Annotated in this window: 18 protein-coding genes and 1 tRNA gene; 8 read left to right on the top strand and 11 right to left on the bottom strand. The window is 64.7% G+C overall.

Features of this window, described 5'->3' with window-relative positions:
- Nucleotide 1: 1 nt before the first annotated feature.
- From ACKI1H_RS24980 to ACKI1H_RS24965, 4 genes are all read right to left on the bottom strand, one after another.
- Nucleotides 2–1,168 (bottom strand): EAL domain-containing protein, encoded by a 1,167-nt coding sequence (locus tag ACKI1H_RS24980; RefSeq protein WP_440466672.1) that lies wholly within the window; start codon nucleotides 1,166–1,168, stop codon nucleotides 2–4.
- Nucleotides 1,169–1,250: 82 nt separating this feature from the next.
- Nucleotides 1,251–1,595, bottom strand: a complete 345-nt coding sequence (locus ACKI1H_RS24975) for a hypothetical protein (protein WP_440466671.1) — start codon at nucleotides 1,593–1,595, stop codon at nucleotides 1,251–1,253.
- Nucleotides 1,592–1,972 carry a phage holin family protein gene (locus tag ACKI1H_RS24970; RefSeq protein ID WP_440468908.1) on the bottom strand — a complete coding sequence of 127 codons (381 nt, stop codon included), beginning with the start codon at nucleotides 1,970–1,972 and terminating at the stop codon, nucleotides 1,592–1,594. The genes ACKI1H_RS24975 and ACKI1H_RS24970 overlap by 4 nt, the downstream gene beginning before the upstream one ends.
- A 15-nt stretch (nucleotides 1,973–1,987) precedes the next feature.
- Nucleotides 1,988–2,305, bottom strand: a complete 318-nt coding sequence (locus ACKI1H_RS24965; RefSeq protein ID WP_045211754.1) for a DUF883 family protein — start codon at nucleotides 2,303–2,305, stop codon at nucleotides 1,988–1,990.
- Between the two features lie 404 nt (nucleotides 2,306–2,709).
- Between ACKI1H_RS24965 and ACKI1H_RS24960 the strand changes: the two genes are divergently transcribed.
- Nucleotides 2,710–3,918, top strand: a complete 1,209-nt coding sequence (locus ACKI1H_RS24960) for an ammonium transporter (RefSeq protein WP_138525975.1) — start codon at nucleotides 2,710–2,712, stop codon at nucleotides 3,916–3,918.
- A gap of 65 nt (nucleotides 3,919–3,983) precedes the next feature.
- Here ACKI1H_RS24960 and ACKI1H_RS24955 read toward each other — a convergent pair whose 3' ends face one another.
- From ACKI1H_RS24955 to ACKI1H_RS24945, 3 genes are all read right to left on the bottom strand, one after another.
- Nucleotides 3,984–5,255 carry an OprD family porin gene (locus ACKI1H_RS24955; protein WP_138525976.1) on the bottom strand — a complete coding sequence of 424 codons (1,272 nt, stop codon included), beginning with the start codon at nucleotides 5,253–5,255 and terminating at the stop codon, nucleotides 3,984–3,986.
- A 177-nt stretch (nucleotides 5,256–5,432) separates the two neighbouring features.
- Nucleotides 5,433–6,299, bottom strand: coding sequence for an MBL fold metallo-hydrolase (locus ACKI1H_RS24950; protein WP_440466670.1), 867 nt, complete (start codon nucleotides 6,297–6,299; stop codon nucleotides 5,433–5,435).
- 82 nt (nucleotides 6,300–6,381) lie between these two features.
- Nucleotides 6,382–6,978, bottom strand: coding sequence for a glutathione S-transferase family protein (locus ACKI1H_RS24945; protein ID WP_440466669.1), 597 nt, complete (start codon nucleotides 6,976–6,978; stop codon nucleotides 6,382–6,384).
- Nucleotides 6,979–7,159: 181 nt separating this feature from the next.
- Between ACKI1H_RS24945 and ACKI1H_RS24940 the strand changes: the two genes are divergently transcribed.
- Genes ACKI1H_RS24940 through ACKI1H_RS24930 form a run of 3 tightly spaced genes read left to right on the top strand, consistent with a single transcriptional unit; the run spans nucleotide 7,160 to nucleotide 8,912 of the window.
- Entirely contained in the window at nucleotides 7,160–7,717 is a 558-nt protein-coding gene (locus tag ACKI1H_RS24940) for a TetR/AcrR family transcriptional regulator (protein ID WP_138525979.1), read from the top strand.
- A gap of 28 nt (nucleotides 7,718–7,745) precedes the next feature.
- A complete protein-coding gene (locus tag ACKI1H_RS24935; protein WP_280055757.1) occupies nucleotides 7,746–7,985 on the top strand; it encodes a glutaredoxin family protein in 240 nt (79 codons plus the stop codon).
- Nucleotides 7,986–8,036: 51 nt separating this feature from the next.
- A complete protein-coding gene (locus tag ACKI1H_RS24930; protein WP_440466668.1) occupies nucleotides 8,037–8,912 on the top strand; it encodes an NAD(P)-dependent oxidoreductase in 876 nt (291 codons plus the stop codon).
- Between the two features lie 115 nt (nucleotides 8,913–9,027).
- Here the strand turns inward: ACKI1H_RS24930 and ACKI1H_RS24925 are convergent.
- The 3 genes from ACKI1H_RS24925 to mobA form a co-directional block, all read right to left on the bottom strand.
- Nucleotides 9,028–9,104, bottom strand: a tRNA-Pro gene (locus ACKI1H_RS24925).
- 143 nt (nucleotides 9,105–9,247) lie between these two features.
- A complete protein-coding gene (locus ACKI1H_RS24920) occupies nucleotides 9,248–9,469 on the bottom strand; it encodes a YgdI/YgdR family lipoprotein (protein ID WP_081519426.1) in 222 nt (73 codons plus the stop codon).
- 91 nt (nucleotides 9,470–9,560) lie between these two features.
- Entirely contained in the window at nucleotides 9,561–10,148 is a 588-nt protein-coding gene (mobA, locus tag ACKI1H_RS24915; protein ID WP_440466667.1) for a molybdenum cofactor guanylyltransferase MobA, read from the bottom strand.
- 70 nt (nucleotides 10,149–10,218) lie between these two features.
- On the opposite strand from mobA, the gene moaB reads away from it, so the two are divergent.
- A complete protein-coding gene (moaB, locus tag ACKI1H_RS24910) occupies nucleotides 10,219–10,758 on the top strand; it encodes a molybdenum cofactor biosynthesis protein B (RefSeq protein ID WP_081519428.1) in 540 nt (179 codons plus the stop codon).
- Nucleotides 10,755–11,969: a molybdopterin molybdotransferase MoeA gene (locus tag ACKI1H_RS24905; protein ID WP_440466666.1), complete on the top strand. Its 1,215-nt coding sequence runs from the start codon at nucleotides 10,755–10,757 to the stop codon at nucleotides 11,967–11,969. Before moaB ends, ACKI1H_RS24905 begins: the two co-directional genes overlap by 4 nt.
- Before the next feature lie 30 nt (nucleotides 11,970–11,999).
- Here the strand turns inward: ACKI1H_RS24905 and gliR are convergent, their stop codons facing one another.
- On the bottom strand, nucleotides 12,000–13,028 hold the full coding sequence (gliR, locus tag ACKI1H_RS24900) for an AraC family transcriptional regulator GliR (RefSeq protein ID WP_138525984.1): 1,029 nt from the start codon (nucleotides 13,026–13,028) through the stop codon (nucleotides 12,000–12,002).
- Between the two features lie 157 nt (nucleotides 13,029–13,185).
- Between gliR and ACKI1H_RS24895 the strand changes: the two genes are divergently transcribed.
- Both ACKI1H_RS24895 and ACKI1H_RS24890 read left to right on the top strand, forming a co-directional pair.
- Nucleotides 13,186–14,781: an FAD-binding oxidoreductase gene (locus ACKI1H_RS24895; RefSeq protein WP_440466665.1), complete on the top strand. Its 1,596-nt coding sequence runs from the start codon at nucleotides 13,186–13,188 to the stop codon at nucleotides 14,779–14,781.
- A 4-nt stretch (nucleotides 14,782–14,785) separates the two neighbouring features.
- Nucleotides 14,786–16,363, top strand: coding sequence for a glycerol-3-phosphate dehydrogenase/oxidase (locus ACKI1H_RS24890; protein ID WP_440466664.1), 1,578 nt, complete (start codon nucleotides 14,786–14,788; stop codon nucleotides 16,361–16,363).
- Nucleotides 16,364–16,381: the final 18 nt, after the last annotated feature.

Below are 16,381 nucleotides of genomic sequence, written 5' to 3'. Positions count from 1 at the left end.
GCTAGAGGCCTTCGGCGTCGATATCGATGAGCAGAAGACGTCGACCCTGGTCGATGAATTGGCCTGCGGTCATGCAGTACTGGTTGGTGGTGGCGTCGCGATAGGTGTTGGAGAGTGTCAGGCGGCGTTCTTCCCAGCCTTCGGCGAGCAACTGGTAGAAGTAGGGGCGCCAGGACCAGTTGTGTCCCAGGTAGCGACGGTTCTCCTTCCAGAACAGACCGTTCCATTCCAGGTTCGGCGAAGTCTGGGTGCCGTGACGGTCGCACTGGTAGATGCGCAGCAGGCGGCTGAAGGATTCCGGCGCCGGCGGCAGGCTGCTGAGCATGGCGCCGCCTTCTGCCCAGGGGCGCAGCATGTTCATCAGTTCGGAGAGTTGCTGGCGCAGCTGGATGAGGTTGGAACGCTCCTGCAGCTTGCGACGCACATACTGGTCGCGGCGCTGGGCAAAGGCTTCGCGGAAGGCGTCGCTGGCAGGGAATTCCAGAGCTGGCTTGGCGAACAGAAAGCCCTGCACGTAGCGCGCGCCGCACTCCAGGGCGAAGTCCATCTCCTCCTCGGTTTCCACACCCTCGGCGATGATCCAGCAGCCGGTCTTCTCCGCCATCTGCGCCAGGGCTTTCACCACTTCACCGCTCGGGCCGCCGCGGGCGGCTTCCTGGAAAAGGCGCATGTCCAGCTTGAGGATGTCTGGCTGTAGCGCCAGTACGCGGTCCAGCTGCGAGTAGCCGGCACCGAAGTCGTCGATGGCGATCCGCGCGCCAGCTTCGCGGTAGCGCGCCACCACTTCCGGCAGGCGCTGATGGGCGCCGCCCAGTTCGGTGATTTCGAAGACCACGCGCTCCGGCGGTACGCCTTGCTGCTGCAGTTGCTTGAGGCTGGGCAGCGGTTGGTTCGGGCGCAGGCGGCTGATCCAGCGCGGCGAGATATTAAGGCTGAGGAACCAGTCCTTGGGCGCTTCGTGGATGCGAGCGAGGGCAGCGTCGCGGATCTGTCGGTCGAGACGGCGCAATTCGGCCAGGCCGACTCTTGGGTTGAAGAACAACGGGCCGACCGATTGCAGGTCGCCGTTTTCCTGGCGCAGCCGGCCCAGTGCTTCGACACCGGCGATCAGGCCGGTCGCGGTGTCGATGAAGGGCTGGAAGCAGGCGATGGGTTGCCCGTCGATCAAGGGACACATCCTTAGTGGCGTGACAGGGAAGCGCTCAAGCGCAGCTCACTCTCACTTAGCAAGAATGTGGCCAGTCTAGACGTCAGAGGTGTGTCGAGGGAGCGGGAGGGTCCTGGGGCTCGGGCTTGCTGCGCATCTGCAGGATGATCGGGACGAGGGCGATGCCTACGCGCAGCAGTCGTATCCAGCGGCGCTTGCGGCCGAACAGCAACGCCAGGGCTGCGGCGCCGCCGGCGCCCCAGAGCGGGAGACTGCCGCCCAGGCTGCCGCGTACGCTCTGGCCTACATTACGGACCTGCTTCAGAGGTTGCAGCAACAATTCGCCCTCCTGGCGAATCTGCTGGCGCTGCATTTCCATGCGCAGGCGGACGATAGCCTTGCGCAGTTCGGCTCGGGTCAGATTGCGGGCATCGGGCATTTCGCTCATGGCAACAGTCGCTCCCGGTCGCGGGCCAGTTCTTCGAGGGTGGCGCTGAACGGCGAGCTCTCGTCGCTGACCAGCATGTGCAAGCGCCAGGCGCAGAACAGGCTGCCGCCGACGTAGAAGAGGCAGAGCCCGATGGCGGCCTGCAGGCGGTAACTGTCCCAGAACAGGATCAGCACCAGCACCGACAGGGCGACCAGCAGCAGCAGGGCGAAGACCAGCGCGAGGCCGGCCATCAGCAGCATCTGCACGGTGCGGGTCTTCTGCTCCTGCAACTCGATGCCGAGCAGTTCGACGTGCCCGTGCAGCAGGCCCAGAACCGCGGCGCCGAAGCGCCGCGGGGAAGGCGAGTTGGCCGAAGTCTTCGGCCCGGCGTCCATTCCGTCGCTCATGGATCAGCGCCGGCTGACCAGCAGGCCGAGCAGGAAGCCGACACCGGCGGCGATACCCACAGCCTGCCATGGGTGATCGCCGACATAGTCTTCGGTGGCGTCCACGGCAGCTTTGCCCTGGTCGCGCACGGAGTCCTTGGTGGAATAGATGGCATCGCGGGCGCGCTTGAGGCTCTCATGGATCTGCGCGCGCATCTGGTCGGCTTCGGCGCCGGCCAGGTCGGCCGAGCTCTGCAGGAGTTTCTCGGTGTCGCTGACGAGGGCCTGGAATTCGGCCAGGAGTTCATCCTTGGCGGCGTTCACTGCGGTCTTGCGAGGCATGTGATGCTCCTTGTGCGGGTTGAGGTTCCTAGTTTTCGAGCCCCGGGGGCGGAAGAAAGTTTCTCATAAATTCGCCCTGGGGCCGCTCTCGTGTGCGAGTTGAAGCCTAGTCGCTGATGGTTTCACTGGTGGTATGCCGCTTGCATTTCTCTGGTGCGCATGGAGAGCAGAGCGCCCCACGGCGGGGCGTTCCCGGTGCCTGAAGCGCTCGGGAATATGAGCTCAACTCACTGAAAAACATAAGGAAGTACAAGAAATTGCGAAGCTGGTCGGATGGCTCGTGGGTCATTCTGGTTCAGCACTCGGCTCCTCCGTGGTGCGCCATTGCTTCAGCGTGGTGCGACGCAGGGTCGCCGCGAGCCGTTTTGGTGCTTTCCCCTTGACCTCCGGGGCTGCCTGTAGCGATGGAAAACCTCAATAGTGCCGTAGAGACGCTGGTCCACGGCTCCAATACGCTGTTCCTCCTGATGGGCGCGGTCATGGTGTTGGCCATGCACGCGGGCTTCGCCTTCCTGGAAGTGGGTACGGTGCGCCTGAAGAACCAGGTAAATGCCCTGTCGAAGATCCTCTCGGACTTCGCCATCTCGACCCTGGCCTACTTCTTCATCGGCTACTGGATCGCCTATGGCGTCACTTTCCTGCAGCCGGCGGCGACGCTGGCGAACGAAAACGGCTACGCGCTGGTGAAGTTCTTCTTTCTGCTGACCTTCGCCGCAGCGATTCCCGCGATCATTTCCGGCGGTATCGCCGAGCGGGCCCGCTTCGGCCCGCAGTTGTGCGCCACGGCGCTGATCGTGGCCTTCGTTTATCCGTTCTTCGAGGGGCTGATCTGGAATGGCAACTTCGGCTTCCAGGATTGGTTGAAGGCCGAGTTCGGCGCGGCCTTCCATGATTTCGCCGGTTCCGTGGTGGTGCACGCTTTTGGCGGTTGGCTGGCGCTGGCGGCGGTGGTCCTGCTGGGGCAGCGCAATGGTCGTTATCGCGAGGGCCGACTGGTCGCTTTCGCGCCGTCGAACATTCCGTTCCTAGCGGCGGGGTCGTGGATTCTCATTGTCGGCTGGTTCGGCTTCAACGTGATGAGTGCCCAGTCGCTGGCAGGGGCGAGCGGGTTGGTGGCGGTGAACTCATTGCTGGCTATGGTTGGCGGCACTGTGGCGTCGCTGCTGGTCGGTCGCAATGATCCGGGATTCCTGCACAACGGCCCGTTGGCTGGGCTGGTGGCGATTTGCGCCGGCTCCGACCTGATGCACCCTATCGGAGCCTTGGCTACCGGCATGGTGGCGGGCGCGCTGTTTGTCTGGGCGTTCACCGCGACCCAGGTGCGCTGGAAGATCGACGACGTGTTGGGTGTCTGGCCACTGCACGGCCTGTGCGGTGCCTGGGGCGGCATCGCCTGCGGTATCTTTGGCCAGCAGGCGCTGGGAGGGCTGGGCGGTGTCAGTCTGGCCAGCCAGGTGATCGGGACTTTGCTCGGTGTGGTGGTGGCGTTCGCCGGCGGCCTGCTGGTGTACGGCCTGGTGAAGTCGGCGGTGGGCATCCGCCTGACGAAGGAAGAGGAGTACTACGGCGCCGACTTGTCGATCCACAAGATCGGTGCGCTCAGCCAGGACTGAATCGTCCAACGTGAAGCAAAGAAAAAGCCCGGCAGATGCCGGGCTTTTTCGTCACGCCGTGAGGGTTACCAGAGCGGCATAGTGTAGCTGACGATCAGACGGTTCTCGTCGTAATCGTTGGTGTAGTTGGTGCGCATGGTCGCGTTACGCCACTTCACGCCGAGGTTCTTCAGCGGGCCGTCCTGGAAGACATAGGCGATGTCGGTGTCGCGTTCCCATTCCTTGCCTTCGCCGTCGGTGGTGATCAGGTCGATGTTGTCACCTTTCACGTAGCGGGTCATGAAGGTCAGGCCGGGGATGCCGAGGCCGGCGAAGTTGTAGTCGTAGCGAGCCTGCCAGGATTTCTCGTCCTTGTTGGCGAAGTCGCCAATCTGGATGTAGTTCACCAGGTAGGGGTCGGTGCCGTTGATGTAGGCGAAGCCGGTGTCGCCGCTCATCTTCTGGTAGCCGACGCCGAAGGCGTGGTAGCCCAGGGCATAGGTGAACATGGCGTTGAGCGCCTTGTTGTCGACGTTGCTGCCGCCGTCGTCATCGGACTTGGCCCAGCGGATATCGGACTTCAGCGACTGCTTGTCGGCGATCGGCAGCACGTGGATCAGGCCCAGGTAGTGCTGTTTGTAGATGTCTTCCAGGCCGCCGTAGTGGTAGCTGGTGCTGAGGCTGTCGGTCCACTTGTAGGTGAGGCCGCCGAACAGGAATTTGTTGCTCGTGGTGGCATCGCCCAACTTGATGTTGCGCTTGCCACCGCCGGTGATGGTCATGTCCTCGTAGTCGGAGGAGTCACGCTGGTTCACCTGGTAGAGGCGGCCGCCATCGACGGTCAGGCCGTCCAGCTCCGCGGAGTTCAGGGCGAAGCCGCTGAAGGTCTGCGGCAGCAGGCGGGTATCGTTGAACTGCACCACCGGCATTTTCGGCATCAAGGTGCCGCCCTTCAGGGTGGTCTTGGATGCACGCAGTTTGGCGGTAACGCCCAGGTCGCCGTAGCTGTCTTCGGCGCGGCCGTCACTGCGCGAGCGCTGTAGCAGGCCGGTGCCGCTGCGGTCAGGCGAGGAATCGAGTTTCAGGCCCAGGGTGCCCAGGGCGTCGACGCCGACACCGATGGTGCCGTCGGTATAGCCCGATTCGTACTTGAGGATGAAGCCCTGGGCCCATTCCTCGGCCTTGTTCTGGGTAGGGGCCGGGCTGTCCTGGCGGAAGTCGCGGTTGAAGTAGAAGTTGCGCAGTTCGACGGTGGCCTTGCTGTCCTTGATGAAGTCGGCATGGGCAATGGTCGGAACGGTCAAGCTGGTACCCAGCGTGGCCAAAGCCACGGCACGGGCGATCGGGGTCTTGCTCATTGTTATTGTCTCCTCGAGCGCTTGGGGCAGTTTGATGATGCCGACTGGATCAGGGTCGGCATGTCAATCTGTTACAGCCTATCTACTAAATCATTACCGAATGTTGACGACCCTTAGACCTTAGTCGCTGATTAGTGAGCTGGCTATTGAAGCGCTGGGCGGCGACTGGCGTGGCTTTCACTGAATCCAGTGGGGGTAGTAGCCCAGTTTGTCCTGCACCTGGGCGTCATGGGCGGGCACCACGGTGAGGTTTGGATAGGCAAGCATCAGTTCGTGCACGCGGGCCACTTCGGCCAGGGTCTGGTCACGGTCGCTGTCTACCAGCTTGCGGCTGACCCAGAACTTCTCGCGGGGACCGGTGAAGCCGGACAGGCGCCAGGTTGTGTCGCCGCTGAAGAAGAAGCGCCGGCCATCTTCGAGGGTAATGAACAAGCCGACCGAGCCAGGCGTGTGACCACGCATCGGTACCAGCACCAGGCTGCCGTCGCCGAACAGGTCGAGGCTGCGGTCGTAGCCCAGGAAAGGGCCGGACTCGAACTGGAAGGGCGTCCACATCACCGGATGGCGGAACTGGCTGGGAAACACGGCCGGTAGCTGGGCGATGTGGGCGTAATTGATTTCCTCGTAGGTCGCCCAGACCGGCACGTCGGGGAAATCCGCGAGGCCCGAGGCGTGATCCCAGTGGGCATGGGACAGGATGATCCGATCGAGGCGGATGCCGCTTCCCTGCAGTTGCTCGCGCACCGGTTTCAGCCCTTCGTACTGGAACAGCGGCTTGTCCCACCAGGGCATGTCCTGCTTGAACTGTGCGTCCGCCTGACTTCCCAGGCCGGTGTCGAACAGCAGGGTCGCGGCGTGGTGCTGGATCAGCACGGCGGTATGGTTGAGTGGGACCTTTTGCGTCCAGCCGCCTCCGGCCACGGTAAATGCATCCAGGGTCGTGACACCGGAAGTGCGGATCAGCGAAAAGCGCAGGCCGGCAGCCTGGACGTTCAGGCAGGCAAGGGCGAGCAGCCCGGCCAGCAGCAGGGGTGGCAGACGCATCGGAATTTCCTGTTCGTGGAGCGCAAGGGAGCGCCGCCATGTGGGCGGCGGCGCGGTCAATTACAAGAGAATCAGAAAAGAGTCAGAAGGCGGGTTGCGCGACGTAGCCGGGCAGGGCGCGCACACGGGCCAGCCAGTCCTGCACATAGGGATAGCCGGATGGCTCCAGGCCTCCTTCCGTCGCCAGGGTGACGTAGGGGTAGACAGCAATGTCGGCGATGCTCGGCTTGTCCGTCTGCGCCAGCCAGCGGTGGTCCGCCAGCGTTGCGTCCAGCAATTCCAGCGCATGGCGGCCCTTGGCCTGGGCAGCAGCCAGGTCGCCGGGGCGTTTGAACAATTGGATGACTCGCGCCAGGGCCAGGCCGTGCTGCACCTCGTTGGCCGAGAAGCTCAGCCAGTTGGCGATGCGCCCCTGGGTAACGGCGTCCTGCGGGTACCAGTGCGGCTCGGCGTACTGCCGGGCGAGGTAGGCGAGGATGGCATGGGAATCGCCTAGGCGCAGTTCGCCATCTTCCAGTGCTGGCACCTGGCCGCGCGGGTTGATCGCCAGGAAGGCGGGGCGTTTGTGCGCACCGCCCATCAGGTCCACCGGCAGCAGCTCGGCTTTCTGGCCAATGAGCCCGAGGAACAGGCGAACCTTGTAGCAGTTGCCGGAAAGCGGGACGTCGTGGAGTTTCATGGCGGGAGTCCTTTGCGATGTTGTTGTGGGGACGACGAGATAGATATTAGACAGACAGGTCTGTATAGTTCAAGCGAATTGACCGTCCACCGATCGGCATCCGCATTGTCGCCGTCGACAGTGGTCCGGCTCCCCACGAGCGCCGAGCCTCGCGCATAATGTCCGGTCAGGAGGTAATGCCATGGCATCCAGCAAACGCGAGCTGCTGCTCACCACCGCCCAGGATCTCTTCTACCGTGAGGGCTATCACGCCACCGGTATCGACCGAATCCTTGCCGAGTCGGGCGTCGCGAAGATGACGCTGTACAAGCACTTCAAGTCCAAGGACGAGCTGATCATGGCGGCGCTGGAAGAGCGTCATGCCCGCATGGTCGAGCGCGTGGAAGCGGCCGAACGCATCCTTGCACCGCGCGAGGCGATCCTGGCGGTCTTCGACGGCCTGCAGGAAGTGCTCAATGGCCCGGACTTCTGCGGCTGCGCCTTTATCCACGCCGCCGGCGAGTTCCACGACCGCGAGCATCCCATCCACCAGCAGGCCGCCGAGCACAAGGCCTTTCTCGGCCGCTTCTTCGCAGCCCAGCTATCGCGATTAGGGGCGACGGAGCCGGAAGCCCTGGCCCGCCAGCTGCAATACCTGCTCGAAGGCGTGCTGGTGATGGCCCACATGCAGGGGCCGGCGCAGCAAGGGCGAGAAGCCCGCGCCGTGGCAGACACGCTGCTCAAGCACGCTGGAGTCTGAATTCATGTCATCCACTCAGGAGCCCTCCATGCCTCCGGAATGCCAACTCTTCGGCACCCTTGGCTGCCACCTCTGCGAAGTGGCCGAAGCCGTGCTGATGCCCTTCGTCGAGCACGGTCTGCTGGTCGAACTGGTGGACATCGCCGACCGCGAGGAATGGGTCGAGCAATACGGCCTGACCATTCCCGTCCTGCGCCGCTGTGATTCCGGTGCTGAGCTCAACTGGCCCTTCGACGCCGAGCAGGTCGCTGTCTTCCTCAGCCGCTGATGCCTTCGGCGGCTTTCCCCTCCTCAATCAACCGATGCGAGGCGCATTGCAATGAAGATCGGATTTCTCGGATTGGGCGGCATGGGTGCTGCCATGGCTGCCAACCTCATCAAGGCCGGCCACCAGGTCGTTGTGTGGAATCGCTCGCCCGGCGCCGCCGAGCCATTGGTAGAGCTGGGAGCCATCGCCGCCGTCACACCCGTGCAGGCGTTCGATGTCGAGTTGGTGATTTCCATGCTGGCCGACGATGCCTCTACCCGTGCCGTGCTGCTCGACAGCGGCGGCCTGGCTTCGGCCAAGGCCGGGCTGGTACACCTGAGCATGGCCACGCTGTCCACTGCCTTCGTGGGTGAGCTGGTCGAGCTGCACCGCGAGCAGGGCGTCGAGTTCGTTGCCGCGCCGGTATTCGGTCGCACCGATGTCGCCGCCGCCGGCAAACTGAATATCCTGGTGGCTGGCCCCGAGGCGGCCATCGCCAAGGCGCAGCCGGTGCTCGATGTGCTGGGGCAGAAGACCTGGCCGCTGGGTGACGACCCGCTGCGCGCCGTTGCCGTGAAGATCGCCGGCAACTTCATGATCGCCAGTGCCATCGAGGCGATGGGGGAGAGTGCAGCGCTGGTGAAGACCTACGGCGTCGGGCCGGGCGAGTTCATGGAAATCATGGGTAACACCCTGTTCAATGCACCGGTCTATCGCAATTACGGCGCGCAGATCGCTGAGCAGCGCTTCGATCCGGCGGGCTTCCGCCTGGTGTTGGGGCTCAAGGATGTCGGCCTGGCGCTGTCGGCCGGGCATGAGCAACGCGTGCCGCTGCCGCTTGCCAGCGTCCTGCGTGACAATCTTCTCGAAGCCATCGCCCACGGTGACGGCGAGCTGGACTGGAGCGCCCTGTCGCAGGTTGCGCTGCGCAAGTCCGGGCAGCTCTGATTCGCCCATGAAAAAGCCCGTCCAACAGGACGGGCTTTTTCATGCCTGTGAATTCTTCGTCCGAGGAAAATCGCAGGCAATAAAAAACCCGCCGTTAGGCGGGTTTTTCGGGAATTGGTCGGAGCGACTGGATTCGAACCAGCGACCTTCTCGTCCCGAACGAGACGCGCTACCAAGCTGCGCTACGCTCCGTTTGATGGCGCGCATTCTACCGAAAAACATTTGATGCACAAGGGGTTAGCTAAAAATTTTTGAAAAAAATTTCCAGGCCCCTGAATACACGAACGCCCCGCAGACCGATCAGGGCCTGCGGGGCGTTCGTACCACCGGGAGAATCAGAGGTCCTTGACGGTCCGTACCTGATCCTTGTTCACGCGGGCGGTTTTGCCATCCAGCTGTTCGAACTCATAGAAGCCGGATTCTTCGTCGTACTTGGGTTTGTCGACCGACTGAATCTCGCGTCCATCGTTCAGGGTGATGACGGACGGGGTGGAGCAACCAGCGAGCACGCTAAAGCCCAGGGCGAGCAGGAAGGCGGGAAGCATCCGTTTGTTCATGGGTGAATCTCCTGATGAGCGAACATAAAAGTACGAAAAGTCTGACCGGAAGCTTTGCAGCATAGTTCCCGGAAAATATTCGCCTGTGTCGCTATCGGGCGTGATAGAGCAGCTCCGGGGTATTCAGATTGGCCAGGCGCGGGTCATCGGCCGGGCAATCCACCGCCTGCAGGCCCAAGTTCGAGAACACATGGCGCGGGCTGCGATCGCCCTGGTTCCAGGCAGCTTCTATCTGTGCCCGCATTGCCACCGGGATAATGCTGAACAACGGCTCCCACTGCGTGCCGCAGCGCAGCATGTGCACGAGGTCCGGCGCGGCGGCGGATGCGCGTAGCAGGCGCTCCAGCAGGTCGTCATCCAGGCGCGGCGCATCGCAGGGCAGTACCAGCAGGTGGGTATGGCGTGCACTGGCCAGGCCTGCGCGAATGCCGGCCAGCGGACCGGGGAAGTCCGTGCTGTCGTCCTGCACCAGACGGTCGGCGAAGCCGGCGTAGACGTCCGCGTTACGGTTGCAGGAGATGATCAGGTCGTCGCTGAACGGGCGGGCGAGGGCCGCGGCGTAGCTCACCAGCGGGCGGCCCTGCCATTCCAGCAGGCCCTTGTCCTGGCCGCCCATGCGCTGGCCGCGTCCTCCGGCGAGAATCAGGACGGAACAGGGGGGCAGCGGGGCTTGTGGCATGTCAGGGTCTCCGGGGCGGGCCTGTGATATAACACCGCGCATTCCAACCTCACAAGCAAGGGCCCTCATCATGAGCCACAAGGCCGAGCAGCCATTCGTCCCGCTGAACATCGCCGTTCTCACCGTCAGCGACACCCGCACCCTGGAAACCGACACCTCCGGCCAGCTGTTCGTCGACCGCCTGAAGGCCGCCGGCCATAACCTGGCCGCTCGCGTCCTGCTCAAGGATGACCTCTATCGCATCCGTGCCCAGGTCGCGACCTGGATCGCCGAGGACGAAGTGCAGGTCGTGCTGGTGACCGGCGGCACCGGTTTCACTGGCCGCGACAGTACTCCGGAGGCGGTAACCTGCCTGCTGGACAAGGTAGTGGACGGTTTCGGTGAGCTGTTCCGGCAGATTTCCGTGGCCGACATCGGCACCTCCACCGTGCAGTCCCGCGCGCTGGCCGGCCTGTCCAACGGCACCCTGGTCTGCTGCCTGCCGGGTTCCACCAATGCCTGCCGCACCGCCTGGGATGGCATCCTCGGCGAACAGCTGGACGCCAGCCATCGTCCGTGCAACTTCGTGCCGCACCTGAAGAAGGCGGCGCCCTGCGAGAGCCGCGGATGAGCTGCTGCGACAAACCGGGGCTGCTGCCGGTCGAGGACGCCCTGGCACGCCTGCTGACCCTGGCGGAGCAGTCCCCGATCCTCGATACCGAAACTCTTCCGCTGAGCGAGGCAGATGGCCGCGTACTGGCCGAGCCGCTGCTCGCCGGGCTGGACCTGCCGCCTTGGCCGAACAGCGCGATGGACGGCTATGCGTTGAGCCAGGCCGACTGGCAGGGCGAGGCGTTGCCGGTCAGTCAGAAAATCTTCGCCGGGCAGGCGGGTGAGCCGCTGTTGCCGGGCACTTGCGTGCGCATCTTCACTGGCGCACCGATACCCGAAGGCGCCGATTGCGTCGAGATGCAGGAGAACGTCGAGGTCCTGGAAGACGGCCGCGCACGTTTCCTCGAAGCGCTCGAGGTGGGGCAGCACGTGCGCCCGCAGGGCCAGGAAACCCGCAAGGGCGACTGTGTGTTGCCGGCGGGCACGCGGCTGGGGCCGATCGAGATCGGGCTGGCCGCCTCCCTCGGCCATGCCGAACTGACTGTGCGCCGCCGTCCGCGCGTAGCGCTGCTGTCCACCGGCGATGAGCTGGTGGAGCCGGGCCAGCCACTGGCACCCGGGCAGATCTACAACAGTAACCGCCATCTGCTGCGCACCTGGCTGCAACGTTTTGGTTGCGACGTGGTGGACACCGGCATTCTCCCGGATGACCTGGAGCGCACCCGCGCCGCGCTGGCCGGTCTTTCGAATGTCGACCTGATTCTTTCCACTGGCGGCGTGTCGGTCGGCGAGGCGGACTTCCTCGGTGCGGCCCTGCGCGAAGCGGGCGAGCTGGCGTTGTGGAAGCTGGCGATCAAGCCGGGCAAACCGCTGACCGTTGGCCATTACCAGCAGGTGCCGGTGATCGGCCTGCCGGGTAATCCCGCGTCCACCCTGGTGACTTTCGCGCTACTGGCGCGGCCCTACCTGATGCGCCGTCTCGGCATGCAGAAGGTCGAGCCGCTGCGCTTGCAGGTGCCCGCCGGATTCAACTGGACCAAGCCGGGCAACCGCCGCGAGTACCTGCGTGCGCGCCTGGAGAATGGCCGCGCAGTGCCCTATGCCAACCAGAGTTCTGGTGTGCTGCGCAGCGCAGCCTGGGCCGAAGGACTGGCGGAAGTGCGCGAGGGGACGACCCTGGCTGAAGGCGATTGGTTGACCTTCATTCCGCTCAGCGAACTGCTGGACTGAGTGTTGGGAGCGCAATGAAGAACGCCGGTCTCAGACCGGCGTTTTTTTATGCTGCTGGCGGTACTCGCCGGGCGTCTGGTCGGTCCAGCCCTTGAAGCTGCGATGGAACGAGCGCGACTCGGTGAAGCCCAGGTACTGGGCGATGTCCTGGATCGGCAGGTCGCTGTGAACCAGATAGTGCTCGGCCAGTTCCTGACGCAGTTCGTCGAGGATCTGCTGGTAGCTGGTGCCCGCCTGCTGCAGGTGGCGCTGCAGGGTGCGCACGGTCATGTCGAAGCGCTCGGCGACGCGCTCCTTGCGCGGCAGGCCATCCTTGAGCAGCAGGCGCAGGGCGTTCTTTACCCTCAGTGGCAGCGGCTCGTCGTCGTCCAGCTCGGCCATCAGCGCCAGGGCGTGTTCTTCCAGGGTGCGCAGCAGGTTGGCGTCAGCCTGACGCAACGGATAGCTCAGCAACTGCAGGGGGACCAGCAGGGCGCTGAAGGGCTGCTCGAAACGCACCGGGCAGCCAAACAGCTGCTCGTACTCGGTGACGTCGGTGCCTTCGGGCTGCGCGTGCTCGAACCAGACCTCCTGGGGCGAGCCATTGGTGTCGGCGATCCAGCGCGCATAGAGCAGCCAGGACGCCAGCACGTTTTCCACCATGTGCCGGCGGATCTGCGCAGCCTCGTGGCGACAGTTCCAGATCAGCTTGATGTGGTCCGCGCCAGGCTCCAGACGGCTGACGCCCATGTCGCCGACGAGCTTCTCGTAGGGAATGATGCGGCCCATGGCTTCGCCCAGGTTGGCGCAGTTCATGGTGATGTAGCCGAGCACGCTCCACGAGCCCGGCTGCACGAAGCGTGCGGAGTGCAGGCCGAACAGCGGATCGCCGGAATGCGCACTCAGGTGTTGCAGCAGGCGCTCGTGGGCTTCACTGGGCAGGCGCTGGCTGTTGTCGCTCAGTTGCGAACGCTCCAGGCCCGCTGCCTGAAGGGCGACGTCCAGGTCCATGCCGAGCGATTCGGCGTGGCGCAGGTACTTCAGCAGTGCAGGGACGGATGTGTAGCCGAGGGAATGCATGGCGTGAGTTCTTGTTCTGGGTGTCTCGATCGGCAACTGCGCCTGTCTTGATCCGACAGTGACAGGGCAGGGCGGCTGGCTAGTATAGGCAGCCATCAAGCGGCACCGAAATAGCAATCGAAATTGCAGACAGAGACGCTGAATAAAAGGAGCGGGCATGCGACGCTGGAACGGCTGGGGTGAAGAAACGACGGTGGTGGAACTGCCCGATAACGGGCGTGGCTTTCTCGCCGATCTGGTCGGCCCTGGCCTGACGCTGCCGGACGCGACGCTGGAGCAGGTGCTGGCCAAGGTGCCGGTTTCGCGCCTGCCCGAACATCCGCTGGTGGTGCGCGAGGCCCGCGACCGGCTGCTGCACGCCCGCGGCCAGAGTCTGCCGGACTGGCTGGCGATGCGCGAAGGCGACTTCGGCGTGTTCCCCGATGGCGTGGCCTACCCACAGACCGCCGAGCAGATTCGCGAGCTGCTGAAGTTCGCCGAGCTCTGGGACTGCCTGGTGATCCCCTACGGCGGCGGTACTTCAGTGGCCGGCCACATCAACCCGCCGGTGTCCGACAAGGCGGTGCTCACGGTTTCCCTGGAGCACATGAACCGCCTGCTGGAACTGGACGAGCAGAGCCTGATCGCCACCTTCGGCCCCGGCGCCAACGGCCCGCAAGTAGAAAGCCAGCTGCGCGCCCGTGGCTATACCCTCGGTCACTTCCCGCAGTCCTGGGAGCTCTCCACCCTCGGTGGTTGGGTTGCCAGCCGTTCCAGTGGCCAGCAGTCGCTGCGCTACGGACGCATCGAGCAACTGTTCGCCGGCGGCACTCTGGAAACCTTCGCCGGCAGCCTGGAGATTCCGACCTTCCCGGCGTCCTCCGCCGGTCCGGACCTGCGCGAAGTGGTCATGGGTTCCGAAGGTCGCTTCGGCATTCTCTCGTCGGTGAAGGTGCGGGTCACGCGCATCGCCGAGGACGAGCGCTTCTACGCGGTATTCCTGCCGTCCTGGGAGCAGGCGCTGGAAGGCATCCGCACCCTGGTGCAGGCGCGCGTACCGCTGTCCATGCTGCGCCTGTCCAATGCCGTGGAAACCACCACCCAGCTCGCACTGGCCGGCCATCCGGGGCAGATCGCCTGGCTGGAGCGCTACCTGAAGCTGCGCGGCGCGGCCGAGGACAAGTGCATGCTGACCTTCGGCGTCACCGGCGATCGCGCCCAGAATGCGACCTCGCTGCGTGCTGCACGGCGCATTCTCAAGGCCTTTGGCGGCGTGTTCACTGGCACCCTGCTGGGCAAGAAGTGGGCGCAGAACCGCTTCCGCTTCCCCTACCTGCGCGAAGCGCTGTGGGAGAACGGCTACGTAGTCGACACCCTGGAAACCGCCACCGACTGGTCCAACGTCGACAATCTGCTGAACCGTATCGAAAACAGCCTGCGTGAGGGCCTGGCCGCCGAAGGCGAGCGCGTGCATGTGTTCACCCACCTGTCGCACGTCTATGGCGAAGGCTCGAGCATCTACACCACCTACGTGTTCCGCCCGGCGGCCAGCTATGCGCAGACGCACGAGCGCTGGCGCAAGCTCAAGCACGCTGCGAGCCAGACCATTGCCAATCACCGCGGCACCATCAGCCACCAGCACGGCGTGGGCAAGGACCACGCGCCCTATCTGCCGGTGGAAAAGGGCCCGCTGGGCATGGCGGCGATCAAGGCGCTGGCCGGGCATTTCGACCCGTCCGGCCGGCTGAACCCCGGCACTCTGCTGCAGGACTGAGCCGATGCCTGCCTGGAATGCAGCCTGGCGTGCCGAGGCGTTGCCGGAACTGGCGGCGCGCGACTGGGATCTGCTCGTGGTCGGCGGTGGAATCACCGGCGCTGGCATCCTGCGCGAGGCCGCACGGCGTGGCTGGCGCTGCCTGTTGATCGAGCAGCGCGACTTCGCCTGGGGCACTTCCAGCCGCTCGTCGAAGATGGTTCACGGTGGGCTGCGCTACATCGCCAAGGGGCAGTTCGGCCTGACCCGCGACTCGGTGCGCGAACGCCAGCGCCTGCTGGGCGAGGCGCCGGGGCTGGTCGATCCGCTGAGCTTCATCATGCCGCATTACCAGGGCGGCTTCCCCGGCCCGCGCGTGTTCGGCACGCTGCTGTCGCTGTACGACGCGCTGGCGGGGCGGCGCAATCACCTCTTCCATCGCCTCGAAGAACTGCGCTACCTGGCGCCGGGCCTGAAGGAAGACCGCCTGTTGGGCGGTACCCGCTTCCAGGACGCGGTGACTGACGACGCACGCCTGGTGATGCGTGTGCTCGGCGAAGCGCGCGCCGAAGGCGGTGAAGCCCTTAACGGCTTGAAGGTGATCGAACTGGACCGCCGCGATGGTCGCGTTCAGGGACTGGTCGCCGAGGACAGCGAGAGTGGCCAGCTCTTCACTTTCCGCGCCCGTGCCGTGGCGCTGGCTACTGGCGCCTGGGCCGATGCGCTGCGGCAGAAACACGGCAGCGAGCATATTCGCCCGTTGCGTGGCAGCCATCTGCTGCTGCCGGCCTGGCGCCTGCCGGTGGCCCACGCCTTCAGCTTCATGCATGGGCAGGACAAACGCCCGGTGTTCGTCTTCCCCTGGGAGGGTGCGACTGTGGTCGGTACCACCGACCTGGATCACCGCGACACGCTGGACGATGACGCTGCCATCAGCCGCGAGGAAGTGGATTACCTGCTGGCCGCCTGTGCGCAGCAGTTTCCTTCTGCACAGATCACCGCCGGCGATGTGCGCTCCACCTGGGCCGGCGTGCGTCCGGTGGTCAGCGATGGCGCGCCATCGCTCAAGCCCTCGGACGAGAAGCGCGAGCACGCGTTGTGGGTCGAGCCGGGCTGTGTGACCTTGGCCGGCGGCAAGCTGACCACCTTCCGCCTGCTGGCGCTGGAAGTTCTGGTGGCCTGTGCGCCGATGCTGGAGCGGCCGCTCGAGGCAGCCGGCGAACAGGTCTTCGAGCCTGTCGAAACTGTCGATCTGCCGGGGCTGACGCCGCCGCAGCAGACCCGCCTGCGCGGCCGACATGGTCGGGCGCTGCCGGAGCTGGCGCGGGTGCTGAAAACCGTGGGTAGCGAATGCATCGGTCATACCGATTCGCTCTGGGCCGAGCTGGCCTGGGCGGCGGAGGGGGAGCTGGTGCTGCACCTGGATGACCTGCTGTTGCGCCGTACCCGCGTCGGCCTGCTGCTGGCCGATGGCGGCGCCCACGAGCTGCCGAGGATTCGCGCGCTGTGCCAGCCACGCCTGGGTTGGGATGACAACCGGTGGAAACGCGAAGAACAGGACTACCTGGCGCTGTGGCGTCGCTGCTACAGCCTTCCGCACTGACCGAGAGAGACATGAACA

It is taken from the genome of Pseudomonas sp. YH-1, from assembly GCF_051990045.1.
GTDB classification, from domain to species: domain Bacteria; phylum Pseudomonadota; class Gammaproteobacteria; order Pseudomonadales; family Pseudomonadaceae; genus Pseudomonas; species Pseudomonas nicosulfuronedens.
The sequence above is the reverse complement of the archived record's forward strand: the minus strand, read 5'-3'. Positions and strand labels throughout refer to the sequence as shown.